Here is a 21,542-nt window from a genome sequence, read left to right as displayed (position 1 = left end):
TTTTAAAAACCCATTCTTTTGATAGATTTAAACTTTTTGACCCGATTCAAGACCAAAGGGAAATACAAAAAAAACTACAGAGATGCAAAAGCCTCTTATTTGGTAAGGATTCGTTGGGCAGTATCGCTTTTTTATTTTGCCATGGGTTTGTGTTTTGCCACTTGGGCAAGCCGGATTCCGCATATTAAAGCTGCATTGGGCTTAAGCGATGGTCAATTGGGAACTATTCTTTTTGCGTTGCCGGTGGGTCAGTTGACGATGATGTATTTTTCGGGAAAACTGGTGACTCGTTTTGGCAGCCACCGCATTCTGCCTTTTTCCATCTTGATGTATGCTTTTAGTTTAACGAATTTGGGATTGGCCACCAATGCTTGGCAACTGGCTCTCGGATTATATGCCTTTGGAATCTTTGGAAACCTGACGAACATATCCGTAAATACCCAAGGCGTTTATACCGAAGGCCTTTTCAAAAGAACCATTATGTCTTCGTTTCACGGGATGTGGAGTTTGGCCGGATTTACGGGAGCTTTGGTAGGTTTGGGAATGTTGGCGTTGGACCTTGGCACGTATTCTCATTTTCTGATTGTTGCCTTGATCGCCTTTTTGTTGATTGCGTTTAATTTCAAGTTTTTGATAAAAGCCAAAGAAACCATCCGAGCCGAGAAGAAAAAAGGATTCCAAAAACCGGACAAGACCTTGGTTTTGCTTGGCGTAATTGGGTTTTGCAGCATGGCCAGCGAAGGCATCATGTTTGACTGGAGCGGCGTGTTTTTTAAAGACATTGTCAAAGTTCCGGGCGCATTGGTGGTTTTAGGCTATACTTCTTTCATGATCATGATGGCCAGCGGCCGATTTATTGGTGATCGTTTGATTCATAAATTTGGACGAAAAAGAGTGATGCAAATTAGCGGCATCATGATTTCAACGGGTTTCTTCACGGCGGTAATCTTTCCTTATTTAATTCCGTCAACCCTTGCTTTTATGCTGATAGGATTGGGCGTTTCTACCGTGGTTCCCACTTTGTACAGCATTGCGGGAAAACATCCAACGATTCCAACCGGCGAAGCATTGACGGCCGTTTCCAGCGTGAGTTTCCTCGGGTTTTTGATGGGGCCACCCGTTATTGGCTACATCGCCGAATTATCGAGTTTGCGATTTTCATTCGCTTTTATCGGTATTTTTGGATTTGCGATAGCCCTGATGGTGTCCAGAATCAAGGCAATTGAGTAGATTTCGATGGCAATGTCCATAAGTCCACTGCAAATCATTAAATTTGTGGCTTATTAAAAGTTATGTTAGAAAAAGAAATAATAAATTTTGAAAAAACGGCCATTGTTGGTATCGTTACCCAAAACCAAAGCGAGGATAAACTCAACGAATATCTGGACGAATTGGATTTTTTGACCTTTACCGCTGGCGGTGAAGTGGTGAAACGGTTTTGGCAAAAAATGGACAAACCCAATCCCAAGACATTTTTGGGTACCGGAAAAATAGACGAAATCAATCTTTATGTAAAGGAAAATGATATTTCGACCTTGATATTTGATGATGAATTAACGCCTTCGCAACAGAAAAATATTTCCAAAATCATTGATTGCAAAATCTTGGACAGGACGAATCTTATCCTGGATATTTTTGCACAAAGAGCCGAAACGTCCTATGCCAGAACCCAAGTGGAATTGGCACAATGCATCTATTTGTTGCCAAGATTATCAGGACTTTGGACGCACTTGGAACGCCAAAAAGGGGGAATCGGGATGCGTGGACCGGGAGAAACGGAGATTGAGACCGACAGGCGTATTGTTCGTGACCGAATTTCGTTGTTGAAAGAAAAAATAAAAGCCATCGACAAGCAAATGGGAACCCAAAGAGGCAATCGTGGTGCCATGGTTCGTGTGGCTTTGGTGGGTTATACCAATGTTGGAAAATCGACCCTGATGAACGCTATTGGCAAAAGCGATGTTTTCGTGGAGAACAAACTTTTTGCGACTTTGGACACCACGGTTCGCAAAGTGGTGATCAAAAACTTGCCTTTCCTGCTTTCGGACACGGTGGGTTTTATTCGAAAATTGCCGACACAATTGGTGGATTCCTTTAAAAGTACGCTCGACGAGGTTCGTGAAGCCGATTTGCTGTTGCACGTTGTCGATATTTCGCATCCTGATTTTGAAGACCATATCGAGTCGGTAAATCAAACTTTGTCGGACATCAAGGCAAAAGACAAGCCTGTTCTGATGGTTTTCAACAAAATTGATGCCTACAAGCATTTGACCATTGACGAGGATGATTTAATGACCGAAAAGACGCCAAGACATTTCACGCTTGAGGAATGGAAAACCACTTGGATGCACCGTGTGGGCGAAGAAAATGCCTTGTTTATTTCGGCGGCCTACAAAGAAAATTTTGAGGATTTCCGGGAACGCGTTTACGAAGCCGTGAGACAAATTCACATCACGCGCTTTCCCTACAACAAGTTTTTGTATCCCGATTACAAGGATGCAATCGAAAAAGAAGAGAAAGAATAATTTTTCCAAGTTATAAAGTACAATCATCCCTTTTGAGTTTTTCAAGAGGGATTTTTTTGGGGTGATATCTCCAAAATTGCGCAGAAAATCACTTTCCCCTAAAAATATATGTTCCAAAAATTGTTTCTGAAATTAATTTGACTATTTTTGTCAAAACAAATTTTGTCTTATGGAAACATTTGGAGATATTATAAAAACCGAAAGAGAAAGCAGGAGTCTTTTATTAAGACAAGTTGCATCTGCACTTGAAATTGACCAAGCAATTATAAGTAAATTTGAGCGTGGAGAACGAAAACCAACAAAAGAGCAAGTTGAAAAATTCGCAGAATTTTATAATTTAGACAAAAATAAATTAATCACAAGTTGGTTAAGTGACCAAATAGCCCATACCATTCTCTATGAAGAAAACATTGGAGAAGTTCTAAAAGTAGCAGAAGAAAAAGCATTATACCTAAAAACGATTCACAATGGAAAATAAAATAAAAGTAGTAGAGTTGTTTGCGGGTGTTGGAGGTTTTAGACTTGGTTTAGAAGGATGGAATAACAAGTCAGCGTCGTCAAATTACAAAGAAGAATTTGAAAGTCCATACGAAGTAGTTTGGAGCAATCAATGGGAACCATCAACAAAAGTACAACACGCATCAATGGTTTATGAAAACCGTTGGAAAAACTCCATACATTCAAACAATGATATTTCAAGTGTTGAAGTTTCTGAAATTCCTGATCACGATTTATTAGTTGGTGGTTTTCCTTGCCAAGATTATTCTGTAGCAACAACTTTGAAAAACTCAAAAGGTTTAATTGGGAAAAAAGGAGTTTTATGGTGGTCTATTCATAAAATATTAAGCGAAAAAGAGAATAAACCAAAATATTTGTTTTTAGAAAATGTAGATCGCCTTCTAATTTCTCCATCTGGACAACGTGGAAGAGATTTTGCAATAATTCTAAAAAGTCTAAACGACTTGGGTTATGCCGTTGAATGGCGAGTTGTAAACGCCGCAGAATATGGAATGCCACAAAGAAGAAGAAGAATTTTTATTTTAGCATATTCTCAAAATTCAACAATTTACAACGAAATAAAAGAAACTAATTCAACCGATTGGTTACTTAAAGATGGAACTTTGGCAAATGCTTTTCCTGTTCAATCTGATAACATTTTGTTTCCAAATGAATTCAAACTTAATGGCGATATAGTTGAAATTTCAGAAAATTTCAACAAGAATGGAAAAACAGGAATGTTTGAAAATACGGGAATAATGATTGATGGAAATGTAACAACAATCAAAACAAAACCAAGTTATGAAGACAAATTCACAATTCTAAAAGACATCATTCAAAACGGAGAAGTAACCGAAGAATTCTACATAAATGAGGAAGATTTGGATAAATGGTTTTATCTGAAAGGTGCAAAAAAAGAAATGAGAAAAAATTCTCAAGGTTTTGAGTACAATTATAGTGAAGGTGGAATGATTTTTCCAGATTCATTAGATAAACCATCAAGAACTATAATAACAGGCGAAGGCGGAAAATCTGCATCCAGATTTAAACACGTTATAAAAACCGTCAAAGGTTACAGGAGACTATCGCCTGTTGAATTAGAAAGATTAAATATGTTTCCTGATAATCACACAAAATTTGAAGGAGTAACAGATACGAAACGTGCTTTCTTTATGGGCAATGCTTTAGTTGTTGGAGTTATAGAAAAAGTTGGAATTGCATTAAAAAATAAAATAAATTTTTATGACAGATCAAGAAAAAGAGAGTTGGTTTAAAACTACTAACGTAAATTTATATGTTTCAAAAGAATACTATCATCATCATTCTTTTGAAATAATAAACACCCATAAGGATCTTAAAGATAAATTTATAGCTTCTTTATCAAATGAAATTAGAATTTCACCAAGAGTTAAAAAAACTCAAGGAATTGAAAGTCGAGCAATTGAAGCAAAAGGACTGAATATTGTAATAAGAGAGGAACTTCAAAAAATAAAAGATGTTGAAATAAAATTTGAGGTTTATGAAGAAAATGGAGTTTTCTATTTTAGTTCTGAAAAAAGCTCTATCGGTGGTTTTGATTTTGCTATCTTAAATCATTATAATAATATTCTATCATTACGGAATTTGTGTTTTGGAAATTTACAATATGCAGATGGGGAAATTAGATGGAGTAAATTTTTAAAAAAGAATCCCGATCTAAAAGAAATAGCTGATTACTTATTTCAGCTTGAAGGGAATGGAAAAAACATAGCAAAAGAAAATGAAGAATCTCCAACTCCACTTATTGTTGGGGAAATACAATTTGGAAATTGGGCATTAGCTTATAGGGATTTTTTCAAAGTTCTTAAAGCCGATGTTCAAAATTCTGTTGACTGCTTAATTTATATTGTTCCAACTGGAAATTTAGAAAAAATGTTAAGTGATGGAATTGTAACTTTTGACAAGACTAAAAAAATTATGGAAGAGTTTTCAAAAGTAATTTCGGTGCCTGTTTGGCTAATTGGAATTGATGTCGAATGAATTTTAATTTAACAAAACGTATTTGAAAAACTAAAAGGTATTCCGATAACAGTTAGAATTTTGTTGCATTCGCAGCACGAACAATGAAACCCGTATTGAACGGAATCGATTACTTGCCGTTATTGGAGAGTGTTTTGTTTTTTTGACAATGGAAAATTGGTGATTCTACTTAATGGCTTTCAAAAGAAAACGCAAAAAACACCAAAAAATGAAATTGAAAAAGCATTGCGTTTAATGACAAAATATTACAACGAAAAATCTAAATAATTATGGAAACTAAAAGTTGGGCAACGATTAAAAACGAGGTTTACGGAGAAAAAGGAACCGAAAGACGTGATGAGCTTGAAAGAGAATTTCAAGGTTTTAAAATTGGTTTACTTTTGAAAAAAGCTCGTGAAGAAAAACATTTGACACAATCAGAATTGGGTGATTTAGTTGAAAAAAAGAGAGAATATATTTCCAGAATTGAAAATAACGGAGGTAATTTAACGCTCAAAACTTTATATGACATCGTTGAAAAAGGTCTTGGAGGAAAAGTAAAAATCCAAATCGAAATTTAGCAACAGCTACAAATGACAACATTATAAAAATCCAAAAGACCTTTAGCAATCTCGCTAAAGGTCTTTTTTTATTGCATTTGACATAGAAACACCAATCCAACAAGTACAAAATCCAAATCAAGAAATTAGTTTCATTTTTGTGTGTTTTATACAAATTTGTTATATTTTTACAAACTTTTACTGTTTACGAAAAGTTAACTTTACATTTCTAAATCATCAACATGAATCCCAAAATACTGATTATAGGTGCTTGCGGGCAAATTGGAACAGAGTTAACCCATAAACTTCGAAAGCTGTACGGCATCGAAAACGTGGTTGCCGCCGATATTCGAAAGTTGAACAACGATATCGTGAATTCGGGGATTTTTGAAGTAGTAAACGCCTTGGATTTCAACCAGATCCAGCATCTTGTGGAAGTGTACCAAATTACCGACGTGTATTTGATGGCGGCATTGCTTTCGGCCACAGCCGAAAAGAATCCTGCTTTTGCTTGGGATTTGAACATGAATTCCTTATTTCACGTTTTGAATTTGGCCAAAGCCAAGCAAATAAAAAAAGTTTTTTGGCCATCGAGCATTGCCGTTTTTGGCCCAACCACTCCAAGAGAAAACACACCCCAATACACGATTATGGAACCTTCAACGGTTTACGGAATCAGCAAACTGGCTGGCGAAAGATGGTGTGAATATTACAATTCCCATTTTGGTGTCGATGTGCGAAGTGTTCGGTATCCCGGACTGATTAGTTGGTCAACGCCTCCGGGCGGAGGAACCACGGATTATGCGGTGGACATTTATCACAAAGCTTTGAGCGACCAGAAATACGAATGTTTTCTATCATCTGAAACCAAAATGCCTATGATGTATATGGACGACGCAATTGATGCCACCATTCGAATCATGCAAGCACCGTCGGAACAAATCAAGATTCGGTCTTCCTATAATCTGGCGGCAATGAGTTTCACCCCAACAGAAATTGCAGCCGAAATCCAAAAACACATTCCAGAATTTACCATTTCGTACCAACCAGATTTCCGTCAAACAATTGCCGACAGTTGGCCTGCCAGCATCGATGACAGCCGCGCCAGGGAAGACTGGAATTGGCACCACGAGTTTAATCTCGAAAGCATGACGGTAGACATGCTGAAAAATCTGCGTTAGATGGAATCCAAAAATTACTATGTATAAAATCAAAACCAACAAAATTGATAACCAATGAGAAAACTATTTATCCTCGCCATATTGGCGATTGGCGGACTTGTTCAAGCACAAAACGGCACGACAAACATTCTTTTGCGACACGACAACAAGCCCATTGATTTCACAAAAGTAAATGATGCTACCATAAGAGATGCCGTTGCAGTGGTTATTAAATCTTCGGATGAAAAAATCAAAAAAATTATTGCCGCAAATCCACAAACAATTTCAAATATATTGGTTGCTTACGATGATTTAGGATATGAATTGTCTGATTTGTCCATGAAGATTGGTTTGATTTCTTCGACATTTTCAAATGAAGGCATTCGAAATGCGGCTTATGAAGAAAGCGAAAAACTATCGGTTTATGGCAGCAACATTGGCTTGAACGAGCCATTGTACAAAGCCTTGAAAAAGTTTTCGACCCAAAAAGGTCTTGTCTTGACGGCGAAACAGAAAAAGTTTTTGGAGGAAGTGATTATTTCATTTGAAAAAAGTGGAATGAAGTTGAGTGTCGCCGACAGGAAACCATTGGAAGAAATCAATAACCAACTCATCAAGTTAGGGAATGCATTCGACAAAAACATCGCCGAAAGCAAAGACAGCTTGACCTTCAGCGAGCAGGAATTGAAAGGGATTGACCTCGAATCACTTCAATCCTGGAAACGACCCAACGGGCAATACGTGGTGTACGTGAATGGTCCCAACGCCATAAAAATTAGCGACGATGCAGAAAATGCCAATACCAGAAAAGTTTTTGGTTTGCATTACAACAACAGGGCTTATCCACAAAACATAGCGGTTTTGGACAGTTTGTTGTATTACAGAAACGTGTATGCCAAAAAACTGGGTTTTTCTTCCTATGCTGCTTATTCCTTGGTTGATAAAATGGCGGCAAAACCTGAAAATGTTTGGGCATTTGAAAAGGATTTGATCCAAAAATTGACTCCATTGGTTACGGACGAGATAAAAACGCTAAAAGCATTCAAAAAAGAAGTGAGTCCAACGGAACCAGCCACTTTCGAATCTTGGGATTTTGCCTATTACAGCAAAAAATTGTTGAATGCCAAATACCAATTGAACAAAGACGAGGTAAAAGAATACTTCGAAATGAACAATACTTTGGCAGGAATGTTCAAGGTTTATGAGTCTTTATTGGGCATTCAAATAAAACCCGCCACCAACATGCCGGTTTGGGACAGCAAAGTAAAAACCTATGAAATCTGGAGCGAAGGAAAAAAAATGGGAAGCTTTTATTTGGATTTGTTTCCAAGAGCCAACAAATACACACATTTTGCTTGTTTCCCGATGAGTCAATACTCGAAAAAAGGCAATGTTGAAATCCTGCCACAAGCATCGCTTATCTGTAATTTCCCGGAAGGAACGGCTAACGAACCATCATTGTTGCCACATAGCGACGTAATCACGATGTTTCATGAATTTGGACATTTAGTGCATTGGTTATTGGGGCATTCAGCGATTGCGTCACAACATTCCTTTGCCGTTAAGGGTGATTTTACCGAAGCTCCTTCCCAGTTTTTGGAAAATTGGTGTTGGGAATACGATGCCTTGAAGCTTTTTGCCAAACATTATAAAACAGGTCAAGTGCTTCCGAAAGAGTTGTTCGACAAGATGAAAAAAACGCAGTTGGTCAATATTGGAAGTTTTTACATCAGACAAATTTACTTGGGTCTTACCGATTTTACCTATGAGGACAAATATGAGGAGACTAAACGAAAAGGGGTTTTGCAAGTTTATAAAGAACTGGCGCTGTTAAACCAGATGCCATTTGATGACAACGATCACAAGATTTGCAGTTTTGGTCATCTAAATGGTTACGGAGCCAATTATTACGGTTATTTATGGTCCAAAGTCTATGCACAAGACATGTTTTCCGTTTTCAAAAAGAAAGGTGTTATGGACACGGCAACAGGAATCAGGTATAGAAAAGAAATCCTGGAAAAAGGATCAACCACGCCAGAAATTGAAATGGTGGAAAAGTTTTTGGGCAGAAAACCAAACTCGGATGCTTTTTTGGAATCGTTGGGGATTAAAAAATAATGATCATTAACAGAAATAATTCCATTTGTCATTGTTGTAAATACTAAAACCAATACAATTTAACCAAACATTAAATAAATGAAAAAACTTTATATTCTCGCCTTACTCACTTTAAGTGGATTTGTTCAAGCACAAAACGGCACGACAAACATTCTTTTGCGACACGACAACAAACCCATTGATTTTACAAAAGTAACCGCAGCCACGCTTCAGGAAGCCGTCGAAATTATAATCAAATCATCCGATGAAAAAATCAAAAAAATTGTTGCCGCAAATCCACAAACGATTTCAAATATACTGGTTGCTTACGATGATTTAGATTATGAACTTACGGGGTTGGGGATGAAAATTGGTTTAATCCAATCCACTTATTCGGATGATGTTATTCGAAAAGCGGCGTATGAACAAGACGAAAAATTATCCGTTTATGGGAGTTCTTTGGGATTGAATGAACCTTTGTATAAAGCTTTAAAAAAGTTTTATGTGGCCAAAAGTTCCACTTTGTCCAAAACTCAAAAAAAGTTTTTGTCCGACGAGATTATTTCGTTTGAAAAAAACGGGATGAAATTAAGTGCTGCCGATAGAAAACCATTGGAAGCCTTGAATAAAAAACTGATTGAATTTGGAAGTGCATTCGATAAAAACATCGCGGAAAGCAAAGATAGTTTGCTGTTCACGGAACTCGATTTAAAAGGGATTGATGCGGAATCGCTTAACTCTTGGAAACGTCCAAACGGTAAATACGTGGTGTATGTAAATGGCCCCAATAACATAAAAATTGGTGAAAATGCGGATAATTCAAAGACTAGAAAAACGTTTGGCTTGCGTTACAATAACAGGGCATATCCACAAAACATGGCGGTTTTGGATAGTTTATTGTATTACAGAAATCTTTATGCCAATAAATTAGGGTTTCGTTCCTATGCTTCCTACGCTTTGGTTACCAGAATGGCGGCAAAACCTGAAAATGTTTGGGCATTTGAAAATGATTTGATAAAAAAATTGACGCCTTTGGTTACCGATGAAGTTAAAACCCTAAAAGCATTTAAAAAAGAAACAAGCCCAACAGAATCAGACACTTTATACGGATCTGATTTTGCCTATTACAGCAAGAAAATGCTGAATACCAAGTACCAATTAAATAAAGACGAGGTAAAAGAATATTTCGAAATGAACAACACTTTGGCAGGAATGTTCAAAGTGTACGAATCTTTGTTGGGTATTCAAATAAAGCCGGTGACCAATATGCCGGTTTGGGATGCAAAAGTAAAAACGTACGAGATTTGGTGCGAAGGAAAAAAAGCGGGAAGTTTCTATTTGGATTTATTTCCAAGAGCCAACAAATACACGCATTTTGCCTGTTTCGGGATTAGCCCGTATCAGAAAAAAGGTGATTCAGAAACATTGCCGGTGGCGGCACTTATTTGTAATTTTCCGGAAGGAACTGCCAATGAACCTTCATTGTTGCCACACAGTGATGTAACCACGATGTTTCACGAATTTGGACATTTGGTACACCGTTTATTGTGCCATCCTGAAATAGCATCGCAAAGTTCATCAGCAGTAAAAAGAGATTTCATTGAAGCTCCTTCCCAATTCTTGGAGAATTGGTGTTGGGAATATGATGCTTTAAAACTTTTTGCCAAGCATTACAAAACAGGCGAAGTGCTGCCAAAATCCTTGTTCGACAAAATGAAAAAAACCCAGTTGGTGAATATTGGAAGTTTTTACATTAGACAAATTTCCTTGGGGCTTACCGATTTTACCTATGAAGACAAATATGAGGAGACAAAACGAAAAGGAGTTTTACAAGTATATAAAGAGTTGGCCTTGTTAAACCAAATGCCGTTTGACGACAACAATCACATGATTTGCAGTTTTGGCCATTTGAACGGTTATGCAGCCAATTATTATGGTTATTTATGGTCTAAAGTATACGCTGAAGACATGTTTTCATTGTTTCAAAAAAATGGAGTCATGGATACGGCGACCGGAATTAAATACAGAAAAGAAATTTTGGAAAAAGGTGGATCTGTTCCAGAAACTGAAATGGTGGAAAACTTTTTAGGTCGAAAACCAAACTCGGATGCCTTTTTGGAATCGTTGGGGATAAAAAAATAATACTGTTCTAATTTACAATCTAAACATTAATATAGATGAAAAAACACATTTTACTAGTTCTGGTTTTGGCCTTTTTTGGCTGCAATAAAAATGATGAAAATGAGGCTTTCGAAAAACTGTCCGAAGATTATTTGAAAGGTTATTTGGATTGGCGTCCACAATCAGGCGTTTCTCTTGGGCTGCACGAATACGACGGAAAAATTGCCGATTACAGCAAAAAGTCCATGGATGCAGAAATAGCAAGATTAAAAGATTTTGACAAGAAGTTTTCCGAAATGGATTCCGCTTCCTTGAGTACCAAACAATACTACGATTGGAAATTGTTGCGTTCCAACATCAAAAACGAATTGTTCTCTTTTGAAGATTTAAAAGTTTTTACCAAAAACCCGATGACTTATGCCAGCGCCATCGACGTGAATATTTATGTCAAAAGAAATTTTGCTCCAATCGAACAGCAAATCAAGTCCATCATCGCCATCGAGAATGAAGCACCAAAATTCTATGCAAATGCCAAGGCCAATTTGCAGGATTCATTGGCATTGCCGCACATTCAGTTGGCGATAGAAATTGCCAGGGGTTCCGCTTCTTTCTTGGGTAAAGATCTTTTGGTGGCATTGAAAGACGTCAAAAACGATTCTTTGATGAAGGCTTTCAACAGTGCCAATACAAAAGCCATCGCTGCCATAAATGGATATGCCGATTTTCTGGAAAAAGAAAAATTAGGCAAAGCCAACAACAAGTACGCCATTGGCAAAGAAAATTACCAAAAAATGCTGCTGTACGGCGAAGGAATCACGATGTCTGCCGATGAAATTTTGGCGATTGGGATGAAAGAATTGCAAAAAGAACAAGCCGCTTTCAATGCTGCCGCCAAAATCATCAATCCCAACAAAAAGCCGATCGATGTTTACAACGACATACAAAAAGAACATCCAACGGCCCAAAGTTTGATTCCGGATGCCAAAAAGAATCTGGAAGCGATTCGTCAATTCTTGATTGACCATAAAATTGTGACCATGCCATCTGAAGTTCGGGTAAAATTGGAAGAAACACCTGCCTTCGCCAGAGCCACGAGTACTGCCTCGATGGATACGCCCGGTCCATTCGAGACCAAAGCCACTGAAGCTTATTACTATATCACGCCGGTTGACCCAAAATGGACGCCAAAGCAGCAAGAAGATTGGTTGGCATCCTTTAATTTTTACACCACGGATGTCGTTTCCATTCACGAAGCTTATCCGGGACATTACACCCAGTTTTTGCATTTGAATGCTTCGGATGCCACTAAAGTTCAAAAGGTTTTTGGAAGTTATGCCTACATCGAAGGTTGGGCACATTATACCGAAATAATGATGCTCGAAGCGGGTTATGGCAACTCTGGAGATCCAGTGAAAGCGGCAAAATTCCGTTTGGCACAATCTGGGGATGCCTTGTTGCGCATTTGTCGTTTGTGCGTGTCCATCAAGACCCATTGCTACGGAATGAATGTGGATGATGCGACCAAATTCTTTATGAGCAATTGGTATCAAGGCGACAAACCATCGCGTCAAGAAGCCTTGCGAGGGACTTATGATCCGGGTTATTTGTTCTATACTTTGGGTAAATTGCAAATCCTGAAACTTCGTGAAGATTTCAAAAAACAAGAAGGGGACAACTATAGTTTGCAAAAATTCAACGATGCGATGCTGGACAACGGAATGATGCCAATCCAAACGATGCGTGAAGTATTGTTGAAAGACAAAACAATTTGGAGTAAAATTCTATAAACAGCGGCAACAGTTGTTGTTTATTAAAAAAGGTCTAATTCTGAAATTTCAGAACTAGACCTTTTTTGTTTTACTGAGAAAAGCACCACCGTCTCTTCGAGTGTTTTTTAATAGTAATGCGACAGCTTTTTTTAATAAAACACTCGAACAGACGGGTGTGGTTGGTTTTATTTTACATCATGACAATTATTTTCGTTTTTCACGTCAGCCATTAATTCGCTTGGGTCAATGGAGATTTTTATGATTGAGGTTTTGTTTTTGGGAATGCTGAATTCATATTTCGGATTCGCCCAAGTCCAATCGCTTAAAACCGTTCTTTTAATTTCCGGATTTGGGTTTTCCTTCTCGAAATTCATCATTCGCAACGGAATGTAAAAACTCTCTTTCGTGCCGTCGGTATATTCGACCAAAACATCAATGGGCATTGGCATTCTTCCTATTCTTTCCAGTGACACGATTGTTTTGTTTCCATCTTCTTTCACGGCTGCAATTCCGTAATCGATGGTGTTTGTGGTTTGTGTCCAATCAGTCAAATACCAATCCAAGTTGGCTCCCGAAACACGTTCAGCAGTTCTCTTGATATCGTTGGGTGTGGGGTGTTTGAACTTGAATTCTTGAAAATATTTCCTCAAGGTTTTTGTCACATTGTCTTTTCCAATCAGATATTCCAATTGCGACAAGAAAATACTGCCTTTGTAATAAGAAGAAGTGGAATAGGATTTGTTTTCGTCATAACGATCCACTTGGGTGGTTTGTGGCTGTTCTTTTCCTGAATTCACCAGTTTTACATAGTCCAAATAGACTTTTTTAAAAGGATTTTTCTCTTTTTTGACAGCTATTTCGTTGAGTGCCAAATACTCAATATAGGTGGCAAAACCTTCGTCCATCCATGAATGTTTCGATTCGTTGGATGCCAAGATTTGTTGAAACCAAGAATGTGCCAATTCATGAGCCGCAGTTTTCAACATGTCTTCTGCTTTTTTCTCTCCCATCATCAAGGTGCACATAGCATATTCCATTCCGCCATCGCCACCTTGAATAAAAGAATATTGTTTATAAGGATAATCACCAACGGCCTTGTTGTACAATTCCATAATGCGAACCATTTTGGGTTGAATTTCTTTCCAGTTGGTGTTTATTTTTGGATTGTTTTTATACAGAAAATGTAAATCAACATTGTTGGGACCTTTCACTATGTCGTGTATGTATTCTTTGTCGGCAGCCCAAGTAAAATCATGTACCATTGGCGCAACAAAATGCCAAGTCAGGGTTTTGGTGTTTTTTGGAAAAATCACTTTGATGCCTTTGTCTTGATAGCCGTGACCTATTTCGTTCTTGTTCTGTAAATAACCCGAACCACCCAAAACATATTTTTTGTCAATGGTAATTTTTACGTCGAAATCGCCCCAAACACCGTGAAATTCCCTGGCAATATAAGGATGGGTATGCCAACCTTCGAAATCAAATTCGGCTATTTTTGGATACCATTGCGCCATTGATAATTCGACTCCTTCGGAATTATTTCTACCGGTACGCCTAATTTGCACTGGAACTTGACCATCAAAATCGAGCGTGAAAGTGGTTTTCGAATGGGGTAAAATAGGCTTGGCCAATGTTACTTCAAGAATGGTTCCGGCCACTTTTGTATTGACGACTATGCCGTCTTGTTTGAAATTTGAAATATTCAAATAACCAATTTCATTGGGCTTCAATTTTTTGATTCTGCTTTCGACAATTTTTTTTTCGTCAACTTTAAGGGTGTCAACCATTCTTTTATCCGGATCTTTGATGTTTTGAAGTCGGGCGTCCATTTCGCTTCCGGGTTGAAAAGCATTGTTGAACAAATGATAAAAAACACGCTTTAAAGTATCAGCCGAATTATTGGTGTAAACCAATTCTTGTTTGCCTTTGTACTGGTAATTTTTCACGTCCATGACAACGTCCATTTTGTAGTTGGCGTGTTGCTGCCAATACGTTGAACTTTGTGCCAATAGATTACCAAAACTTAAAGAAAAGAAGGAAAGTAAAAGGATTTTTTTCATGAGATTATAAAAAATGGGGCATTCGATTATCTTGCCAGATAATTTAAAATCCGACAAAAATAATCCATTTTGTTATAAAAACACGGTAATTAACCTTATTTTAATATTTCATCGCAAGTGAAAACGGCCGCTAACCGAACTCCTTTTTCGGTTTTTTCCACGGATATGATTTCGTTGTGAGCATCGTGTTCCAGGAACAAATAGTAGTTGTTTTCGGCGGCGGCATTCAGGAATTTTGATTTTTCGGGCATTGTCAATAGCGGTCTGGTGTCATAGCCCATCACGTAGGGCAAAGGAATATGCCCAACCGTTGGCAACAAATCCGCCATAAAACAGATGGTTTTGTCTTGATACTGAATAATCGGCATCATTTGTTTTTCGGTGTGGCCATCGGCAAAGAAAATCCCGAAGCCCAGTTCTGATTTATCCAACAAATCGCTTTCGGGTCTTTTTATGAAATTAAGTTGTCCACTTTCCTGTATAGGCAAAATATTTTCTGGAAGAAACGATGCTTTTTCTCTCAAATTGGGTTTTGTTGCCCACTCCCAATGGTTTTCATTGGTCCAATATTTGGCATTTTTGAAAGCGGTTTCATACCCCGTTTTAGCCTTGTTCCATTGCACGCTTCCGCCACAATGATCAAAATGCAAATGCGTCAAAAACACATCCGTTATGTCGTCGCGATGAAAGCCGTATTTTGCCAAGGAATTGTCCAAGGAATGTGTTCCCCAAAGCGAATAATACCCAAAAAATTTCTCGGATTGTTTGTTTCCCATTCCGTTGTCAATCAGAATCAGTCGATTACCGTCTTCGATGAGCAAGCAACGTGCAGCAATATCGATGAGGTTGTTTTCGTCGGCAGGATTGGTTTTGTTCCAAATGGTTTTGGGTACCACGCCAAACATGGCTCCACCATCCAATTTGAAATTGCCGGTTTCTATGGGATATAATTTCATTGGGTAATTATTTTTAGAGGAAACAAATTTAAGTAATACATTTGTTTAAGGAAGGCAAAATAGACTTTTTCTATCCAGTTATAGTTATAAAAGTGTTATCTTGTTTGACTTGAAGCCCAAATTGTAATATCTTTGCCTTTTATTTAGACAAAATCAAAATAAGTATGATAAAAGTTTCTGATACAGCCAAAAAGAAAATCATCGATTTGATGAAAGACGATGGTTTTGATGCTGCAGTCGATTATGTGAGAGTAGGCGTGAAAAGCGGCGGATGCTCGGGTTTGTCTTATGATTTGAAATTTGACAAAAACAAGGGCGATGACGACAAGATTTTCGTGGACAACGATATAACAATTGCAGTCGAGAAAAAATCGTTCCTATATTTAGCTGGAACAATATTAGAATTCTCGGGCGGATTAAACGGGAAAGGGTTTGTTTTCAATAATCCAAATGCGAGTAGAACTTGTGGTTGCGGAGAGAGTTTCTCTTTGTAAAACATTTAAACAAAAATTATGTCAAAATATACCGAAGACGACTTAAAAATTGAACTCGAAACCAAAGAATACGAGTACGGATTTTATACCAATATAGAATCGGATACGTTTCCTATTGGTTTAAACGAAGATATCGTTCGTGCTATTTCTTTGCGAAAAGAAGAACCTCAATGGATGACCGATTGGCGTCTTGAGGCTTTCCGTGCTTGGGAACAAATGATTGAGCCAGAATGGGCAAATGTAAAATATGCCAAACCTGATTTTCAGGCTATTTCTTATTATTCTGCACCAAAGGCCATAGATCCTAATAAATCATTGGACGATGTAGATCCTGAACTTTTGGAAATGTACAAAAAGTTGGGAATCTCTGTCGATGAACAAAAAATGATGAATAATGTAGCCATGGACATTGTGGTCGATTCAGTTTCTGTTGCTACAACTTTCAAGAAAACTTTAGGAGAAAAGGGAATCATTTTCATGAGTATTTCTGAAGCCATTAAAGAGCATCCGGAACTGGTTAGAAAACATTTAGGAACTGTAGTGCCGCAAAAAGACAACTTTTATGCAGCATTAAATTCAGCTGTTTTCTCTGATGGAAGTTTCTGTTACATTCCAAAAGGGGTAAAATGTCCGATGGAATTATCTACTTATTTCCGTATCAATCAAGCTGGAACAGGCCAATTCGAAAGAACTTTGGTAATTGCCGATGAAGGCAGTTATGTTTCGTACCTTGAAGGATGTACAGCCCCAAGCCGTGATGAAAATCAATTGCACGCCGCTGTGGTGGAACTAATTGCTTTGGACGATGCCGAAATTAAATATTCGACTGTTCAAAACTGGTATCCGGGGAATAAAGAGGGTAAAGGTGGAGTTTTCAACTTTGTGACCAAAAGAGGATGGTGTGAGAAAAATGCAAAAATTTCCTGGACACAGGTAGAAACCGGTTCTGCTGTAACCTGGAAATATCCATCTTGTGTGTTGAAAGGGGATAATTCGGTAGGTGAATTTTATTCAATTGCCGTAACCAATAATTTTCAACAAGCCGATACAGGAACCAAGATGATTCACCTTGGAAAAAATACCAAATCAACCATTATTTCCAAAGGAATTTCTGCCGGAAAATCACAAAACAGTTACCGAGGATTAGTGAAAATTGGTCCAAACGCAGAGAATGCAAGGAACTTTTCACAATGTGATTCTTTGTTAATGGGAAACAATTGCGGTGCACATACCTTTCCATATATCGAAAGCAAAAATCCATCAGCCAAAATTGAACACGAAGCTACTACAAGTAAAATTGGAGAAGATCAGGTTTTCTATTGCAACCAACGTGGAATTCCAACTGAAAAAGCAATCGCTTTGATTGTAAACGGTTTCAGTAAAGATGTATTGAATAAGTTACCAATGGAATTTGCCGTGGAAGCACAGAAATTATTGGAAATTTCACTTGAAGGTTCAGTAGGATAATAATAAAATAAGTATAAAAACACATTCGAAAAATGTTATCAATAAAAAATTTGCACGCCTCTATCGGAGACAAAGAAATATTAAAAGGAATTAACCTTGAAGTGAAAGCGGGAGAAATTCACGCTATAATGGGACCAAATGGTGCCGGAAAAAGTACACTTTCGGCGATTATTGCCGGAAATGAAAATTACGAAGTAACAGAAGGAGAAATCTTTTTAGACAACGAAGATATTTCAGAATTGGCTCCGGAAGAAAGAGCACACAAAGGAGTGTTTTTATCTTTTCAATATCCTGTTGAAATTCCTGGAGTTTCGGTAACCAACTTTATGAGAACGGCTATCAACGAAACTCGCAAAGCAAACAAATTGGAAGAAATGCCTGCCAATGAAATGCTGAAAGTAATTCGTGAGAAATCAGAATTATTGGAAATTGACCGTAAATTTTTGTCTCGTTCTTTAAACGAAGGATTTTCGGGAGGAGAGAAAAAACGTAACGAAATTTTCCAAATGGCAATGTTGGAACCAAAATTGGCTATCCTTGATGAAACCGATTCTGGATTGGATATTGATGCCTTGAGAATTGTTGCCAATGGAGTTAACAAATTGAAAAGCGACAAAAACGCCATCATCGTTATCACACACTACCAAAGATTATTGGATTATATCGTTCCTGATTTTGTTCACGTATTATACAACGGTCGAATTGTAAAATCTGGTGACGCATCATTGGCTCACGAGCTTGAGGATAAAGGATACGACTGGATTAAACAAGAACAAGAAGCGTAATTAGTTTGCAGTTACAGTTTGCAGTTTGCAAAACTCATAACTTATAACTCATAACTTATAACTACCTAAAATGGAATTGAAAGAAAAATTACTATCGTCTTTTATGGCTTTCGAAGAGCAGGTTGATGTTCATTCAGAACTTCACGATGTGAGAACTTCGGCTATAAAAAACTTTGAAGATAAAGGTTTCCCGACCAAAAAAGAAGAATCCTGGAAATATACTTCGTTAAACGCCATCCTGAAAAATGACTTTACGGTATTTCCAAAAAATGAATCAACTATCGAATTCAAGGATGTGAAAAAATATTTCATCCACGAAATTGACACTTACAAAGTGGTTTTTGTTGACGGTGTTTTTAGTTCCCATTTGTCGTCTACCACGCATGAAGGATTGGATGTTTGCCTGATGTCATCGGCATTGAACAAGCCTAAGTACAAAATGATTATTGATAATTATTTCAATAAAATTGCCAGTAAAGACGAAAGTTTGACTTCTTTGAATACGGCTTTTGCCAATGAAGGAGCTTATATCAACATTCCTCATAAGAAAGTTGTGCACAAACCAATCGAGATTATGTATTTCTCGACAGGCAATGAAGCGGCACTTTTGGTTCAGCCAAGAAATTTGATTATTGTTGGTGAAAATTCACACGTTCAAATTATTGAAAGACACCAAAGTCTAAACGAAAATCCTGTGTTGACCAATTCGGTTACCGAGATTTATGCACAAAAACGTGCTATTGTGGATTATTATAAAATCCAGAATGACGATCAGGCAGCCAATCTAATCGACAATACTTACGTTTCTCAAAAACAAGAAAGTCACGTTTATGTTCACACATTCTCTTTTGGAGGAAATTTGACCAGAAACAACCTGAATTTCTTTCATTTTGGTGAAAGATTGACCAGTACATTAAACGGAATCACGATTATTGGCGAAAAGCAACACGTAGATCACTATACTTTGGTCAATCACGCTGCGCCAAACTGCGAAAGCTTCCAAGATTATAAAGGAATTTTCTCAGATAATTCAACAGGAGTTTTCAACGGAAAAGTTTATGTGGAAAAAGAAGCCCAGAAAACCAATGCTTTCCAGAAAAGCAACAACATTTTGTTGAGCGACAAAGCTACCATAAATGCGAAACCACAATTGGAGATTTTTGCAGATGACGTAAAATGTTCTCACGGTTGTACCGTTGGACAATTGGATGAAACAGCCATGTTCTATATGCAATCCCGTGGAATTCCAAAGAAAGAAGCCAAAGCTTTATTGATGTACGCCTTTTCAAATGCCGTAATCGAAGGCATTAAAATTCCGGAATTGAAACAAAGAATTACCAAAATCATTGCCAATAAATTAGGCGTGAAATTGGGATTTGATTTGTAGTTTTTAAGCACAAAGTCACTAAGGTTTACGCAAAGGGCACAAAGTTTATTATTGAACTTTGTGCCCTTTGTGATTTTGTGGTTGAAATTATTTTTTAAAACTCTCCACAATCCCTTTCAAAAACTCATTAAAATCAAAATCTTCGCTCAATCCCATTCGTACAATGACCAAATCTTTCGATGGGATGATGAATATTTTTTGCCCTTGAAATCCATTGGCAGAATACAAATCCCGAGGTGCGTCAGGATAATTTCCGCCTGCATTGAGCCAAAAATGGGCGCCATAATCTCCTTTGGAATCCTTGGTTGGCGTGGCTACATATTTGGCCCAACTTTCATCAAATAGTTGTTCGCCGTTCCAATTGCCTTTGTGCAAATACAACAATCCAAATTTTGCCCAATCCCTTGTCGTTGCCCAGCTGTATGAAGAACCCACATAATTTCCCGCCATATCGGTTTCCACCACCATCGAGTGCATTCCGATTTTGTCTATCAAGGCTGAATACCAAAAATCCAAATATTCCTGGTGTGTTTTGAATTGTTTTCTCAAAATTCCCGAAAGCAAGTTGGTTGTTCCCGAAGAATAATTCCAATGGGTGTTCGGCTTGAATAGTGCCGGTTTTATCAATTGTGATCGGCTCATGTCTTCTTCCTGAAAAAGCATTTTGGTGGCATCGCAGATTTTGGTGTAATTCTCTTCCCATTCTAATCCAGAGTTCATGTTGAGCAAATTGGCAATGGTAATTTTTGCTCGTTCATCGTTTGCCCATTCGGGAATTGGAGCCGGTTTATTGATGTCAATTTTTCCTTGTTTTTGCAAAATTCCAAATAGAGTGGCAGTAACACTTTTGGTCAATGACCAGCCCAAAATTTTCGAATTTTTGTTGAAGCCTTTGTCGTATTTCTCGGCGATGATTTTGTCTTTGTAAATCACCAAAACCGAGCGGGTTCTTTTGTTTTTTGCTCCTTTTTTGTCAAAAGCATTGGCGACGGCCTTTTCTAATTTGGCATAATCAATATTGGAAAAAACAGTGTCTTTCTGTTCATTGTCGCCATAAGGGAAAGGTAAATTGTTGCTGATTTTAGTTCTTTTGGGAACTTTGTATGGTTTTGTAACATCAAAATCATCGTCGATTAATGTCGCTCCCAGACCTTCGCGGTAAATGGCTTTCCGTTCCTTCAATCCATAAACGGAAGCGATGGCAAATTTTCCTTTTTCATCAATTTGGTTGTTTGCCAAAGTGATCATTTCGATGTCGTTGTCGCCTTTTTCAATTATTTCAAGCGAACGATGACCAATAAAATGTCCCGAAGCCACGCTTTTGGCCGAAAATCCTGAAATCAAATCCAGTTTGGGATAAGTGGTGTATCCAAAATAAACAAGGAATAGTGGTAAACTAAGTCCTATAATTTTGGATGTTTTTCTCATTTGAAGCTAATTTTAAAGCAATTTAGCAAAAAAGGAAACCCAATTTCATAGATTGACAAAAAATTTAAATCTGTTAAAAATTGTGAAATCTGTGTTATATAACAATTCTAGATTCACTACTTTTGTATTTAGAATTTTTCTAAATAAAGATATGCCAATCCTGAATCGGATTGTCTTAAAAATAGTTGATTACAGGCTGTTCATTTGCCTATAATACACGACACAAAAAGTAATAAA

Annotated in this window: 17 protein-coding genes and 1 pseudogene; 15 read left to right on the top strand and 3 right to left on the bottom strand. The window is 37.5% G+C overall.

Translation table 11 applies throughout. The features are described from left to right. Positions 1 to 18 precede the first annotated feature (18 nt). The 11 genes and pseudogenes from BUC16_RS02190 to BUC16_RS02140 all read left to right on the top strand — a co-directional run bounded on the left by BUC16_RS02190 (position 19) and on the right by BUC16_RS02140 (position 12,746). Positions 19 to 1,230 carry an MFS transporter gene (locus BUC16_RS02190; RefSeq protein WP_073367587.1) on the top strand — a complete coding sequence of 404 codons (1,212 nt, stop codon included), beginning with the start codon at positions 19 to 21 and terminating at the stop codon, positions 1,228 to 1,230. A gap of 62 nt (positions 1,231 to 1,292) precedes the next feature. Then, a complete protein-coding gene (gene hflX / locus BUC16_RS02185; protein WP_073367586.1) occupies positions 1,293 to 2,525 on the top strand; it encodes a GTPase HflX in 1,233 nt (410 codons plus the stop codon). A gap of 169 nt (positions 2,526 to 2,694) precedes the next feature. Further along, the gene (locus BUC16_RS02180; protein ID WP_073367584.1) at positions 2,695 to 3,003 is read left to right on the top strand and encodes a helix-turn-helix domain-containing protein; all 309 of its coding nucleotides are present in this window, start codon (positions 2,695 to 2,697) and stop codon (positions 3,001 to 3,003) included. Then, positions 2,993 to 4,297, top strand: coding sequence for a DNA (cytosine-5-)-methyltransferase (dcm, locus tag BUC16_RS02175; RefSeq protein ID WP_073367583.1), 1,305 nt, complete (start codon positions 2,993 to 2,995; stop codon positions 4,295 to 4,297). The genes BUC16_RS02180 and dcm overlap by 11 nt, the downstream gene beginning before the upstream one ends. Continuing rightward, positions 4,266 to 5,042, top strand: coding sequence for a BglII/BstYI family type II restriction endonuclease (locus BUC16_RS02170; RefSeq protein ID WP_073367581.1), 777 nt, complete (start codon positions 4,266 to 4,268; stop codon positions 5,040 to 5,042). Before dcm ends, BUC16_RS02170 begins: the two co-directional genes overlap by 32 nt. Positions 5,043 to 5,165: 123 nt before the next feature. Then, positions 5,166 to 5,309: pseudogene (locus BUC16_RS02165) on the top strand (type II toxin-antitoxin system RelE/ParE family toxin); the annotation flags it as partial. Between the two features lie 2 nt (positions 5,310 to 5,311). After that, positions 5,312 to 5,602, top strand: a complete 291-nt coding sequence (locus BUC16_RS02160; RefSeq protein WP_073367580.1) for a helix-turn-helix transcriptional regulator — start codon at positions 5,312 to 5,314, stop codon at positions 5,600 to 5,602. A 221-nt stretch (positions 5,603 to 5,823) separates the two neighbouring features. Further along, on the top strand, positions 5,824 to 6,762 hold the full coding sequence (locus BUC16_RS02155) for an L-threonine 3-dehydrogenase (protein ID WP_073367578.1): 939 nt from the start codon (positions 5,824 to 5,826) through the stop codon (positions 6,760 to 6,762). 54 nt (positions 6,763 to 6,816) lie between these two features. After that, on the top strand, positions 6,817 to 8,859 hold the full coding sequence (locus BUC16_RS02150) for a M3 family metallopeptidase (RefSeq protein WP_073367577.1): 2,043 nt from the start codon (positions 6,817 to 6,819) through the stop codon (positions 8,857 to 8,859). Between the two features lie 78 nt (positions 8,860 to 8,937). Then, a complete protein-coding gene (locus tag BUC16_RS02145) occupies positions 8,938 to 10,980 on the top strand; it encodes a M3 family metallopeptidase (RefSeq protein ID WP_073367575.1) in 2,043 nt (680 codons plus the stop codon). 35 nt (positions 10,981 to 11,015) lie between these two features. Beyond that, complete coding sequence (locus tag BUC16_RS02140) at positions 11,016 to 12,746, top strand: DUF885 domain-containing protein (RefSeq protein WP_073367574.1); 1,731 nt, start codon at positions 11,016 to 11,018, stop codon at positions 12,744 to 12,746. Between the two features lie 167 nt (positions 12,747 to 12,913). Here the strand turns inward: BUC16_RS02140 and BUC16_RS02135 are convergent, their stop codons facing one another. Further along, positions 12,914 to 14,788, bottom strand: a complete 1,875-nt coding sequence (locus BUC16_RS02135; protein ID WP_073367572.1) for a M1 family metallopeptidase — start codon at positions 14,786 to 14,788, stop codon at positions 12,914 to 12,916. 95 nt (positions 14,789 to 14,883) lie between these two features. Further along, positions 14,884 to 15,744 (bottom strand): MBL fold metallo-hydrolase, encoded by an 861-nt coding sequence (locus BUC16_RS02130; protein ID WP_073367571.1) that lies wholly within the window; start codon positions 15,742 to 15,744, stop codon positions 14,884 to 14,886. Between the two features lie 164 nt (positions 15,745 to 15,908). On the opposite strand from BUC16_RS02130, the gene BUC16_RS02125 reads away from it, so the two are divergent. From BUC16_RS02125 to sufD, 4 genes are all read left to right on the top strand, one after another. Beyond that, entirely contained in the window at positions 15,909 to 16,238 is a 330-nt protein-coding gene (locus BUC16_RS02125; protein ID WP_073367569.1) for a HesB/IscA family protein, read from the top strand. 18 nt (positions 16,239 to 16,256) lie between these two features. After that, positions 16,257 to 17,705 carry a Fe-S cluster assembly protein SufB gene (gene sufB / locus BUC16_RS02120; RefSeq protein ID WP_073367568.1) on the top strand — a complete coding sequence of 483 codons (1,449 nt, stop codon included), beginning with the start codon at positions 16,257 to 16,259 and terminating at the stop codon, positions 17,703 to 17,705. A 32-nt stretch (positions 17,706 to 17,737) separates the two neighbouring features. Continuing rightward, positions 17,738 to 18,490, top strand: coding sequence for a Fe-S cluster assembly ATPase SufC (gene sufC / locus BUC16_RS02115; RefSeq protein ID WP_073367566.1), 753 nt, complete (start codon positions 17,738 to 17,740; stop codon positions 18,488 to 18,490). A 70-nt stretch (positions 18,491 to 18,560) separates the two neighbouring features. After that, the gene (sufD, locus tag BUC16_RS02110) at positions 18,561 to 19,877 is read left to right on the top strand and encodes a Fe-S cluster assembly protein SufD (protein WP_073367564.1); all 1,317 of its coding nucleotides are present in this window, start codon (positions 18,561 to 18,563) and stop codon (positions 19,875 to 19,877) included. Between the two features lie 87 nt (positions 19,878 to 19,964). Here sufD and BUC16_RS02105 read toward each other — a convergent pair whose 3' ends face one another. Then, positions 19,965 to 21,305 (bottom strand): serine hydrolase, encoded by a 1,341-nt coding sequence (locus tag BUC16_RS02105; protein ID WP_073367563.1) that lies wholly within the window; start codon positions 21,303 to 21,305, stop codon positions 19,965 to 19,967. Between the last annotated feature and the right edge of the window lie 237 nt (positions 21,306 to 21,542).

Source organism: Flavobacterium fluvii, assembly GCF_900129545.1.
Taxonomy (GTDB): Bacteria; Bacteroidota; Bacteroidia; order Flavobacteriales; family Flavobacteriaceae; genus Flavobacterium; species Flavobacterium fluvii.
The sequence above is the reverse complement of the archived record's forward strand: the minus strand, read 5'-3'. Positions and strand labels throughout refer to the sequence as shown.

Coding starts and splice junctions, on each gene's coding strand:
- hflX (WP_073367586.1), top strand. CDS start 1,293: ATGTTAGAAAAAGAAATAATAAATTTTGAAAAAACGGCCATTGTTGGT.
- BUC16_RS02180 (WP_073367584.1), top strand. CDS start 2,695: ATGGAAACATTTGGAGATATTATAAAAACCGAAAGAGAAAGCAGGAGT.
- dcm (WP_073367583.1), top strand. CDS start 2,993: ATGGAAAATAAAATAAAAGTAGTAGAGTTGTTTGCGGGTGTTGGAGGT.
- BUC16_RS02170 (WP_073367581.1), top strand. CDS start 4,266: ATGACAGATCAAGAAAAAGAGAGTTGGTTTAAAACTACTAACGTAAAT.
- BUC16_RS02160 (WP_073367580.1), top strand. CDS start 5,312: ATGGAAACTAAAAGTTGGGCAACGATTAAAAACGAGGTTTACGGAGAA.
- BUC16_RS02155 (WP_073367578.1), top strand. CDS start 5,824: ATGAATCCCAAAATACTGATTATAGGTGCTTGCGGGCAAATTGGAACA.
- BUC16_RS02150 (WP_073367577.1), top strand. CDS start 6,817: ATGAGAAAACTATTTATCCTCGCCATATTGGCGATTGGCGGACTTGTT.
- BUC16_RS02145 (WP_073367575.1), top strand. CDS start 8,938: ATGAAAAAACTTTATATTCTCGCCTTACTCACTTTAAGTGGATTTGTT.
- BUC16_RS02140 (WP_073367574.1), top strand. CDS start 11,016: ATGAAAAAACACATTTTACTAGTTCTGGTTTTGGCCTTTTTTGGCTGC.
- BUC16_RS02135 (WP_073367572.1), bottom strand. CDS start 14,788: ATGAAAAAAATCCTTTTACTTTCCTTCTTTTCTTTAAGTTTTGGTAAT.
- BUC16_RS02130 (WP_073367571.1), bottom strand. CDS start 15,744: ATGAAATTATATCCCATAGAAACCGGCAATTTCAAATTGGATGGTGGA.
- BUC16_RS02125 (WP_073367569.1), top strand. CDS start 15,909: ATGATAAAAGTTTCTGATACAGCCAAAAAGAAAATCATCGATTTGATG.
- sufB (WP_073367568.1), top strand. CDS start 16,257: ATGTCAAAATATACCGAAGACGACTTAAAAATTGAACTCGAAACCAAA.
- sufC (WP_073367566.1), top strand. CDS start 17,738: ATGTTATCAATAAAAAATTTGCACGCCTCTATCGGAGACAAAGAAATA.
- sufD (WP_073367564.1), top strand. CDS start 18,561: ATGGAATTGAAAGAAAAATTACTATCGTCTTTTATGGCTTTCGAAGAG.
- BUC16_RS02105 (WP_073367563.1), bottom strand. CDS start 21,305: ATGAGAAAAACATCCAAAATTATAGGACTTAGTTTACCACTATTCCTT.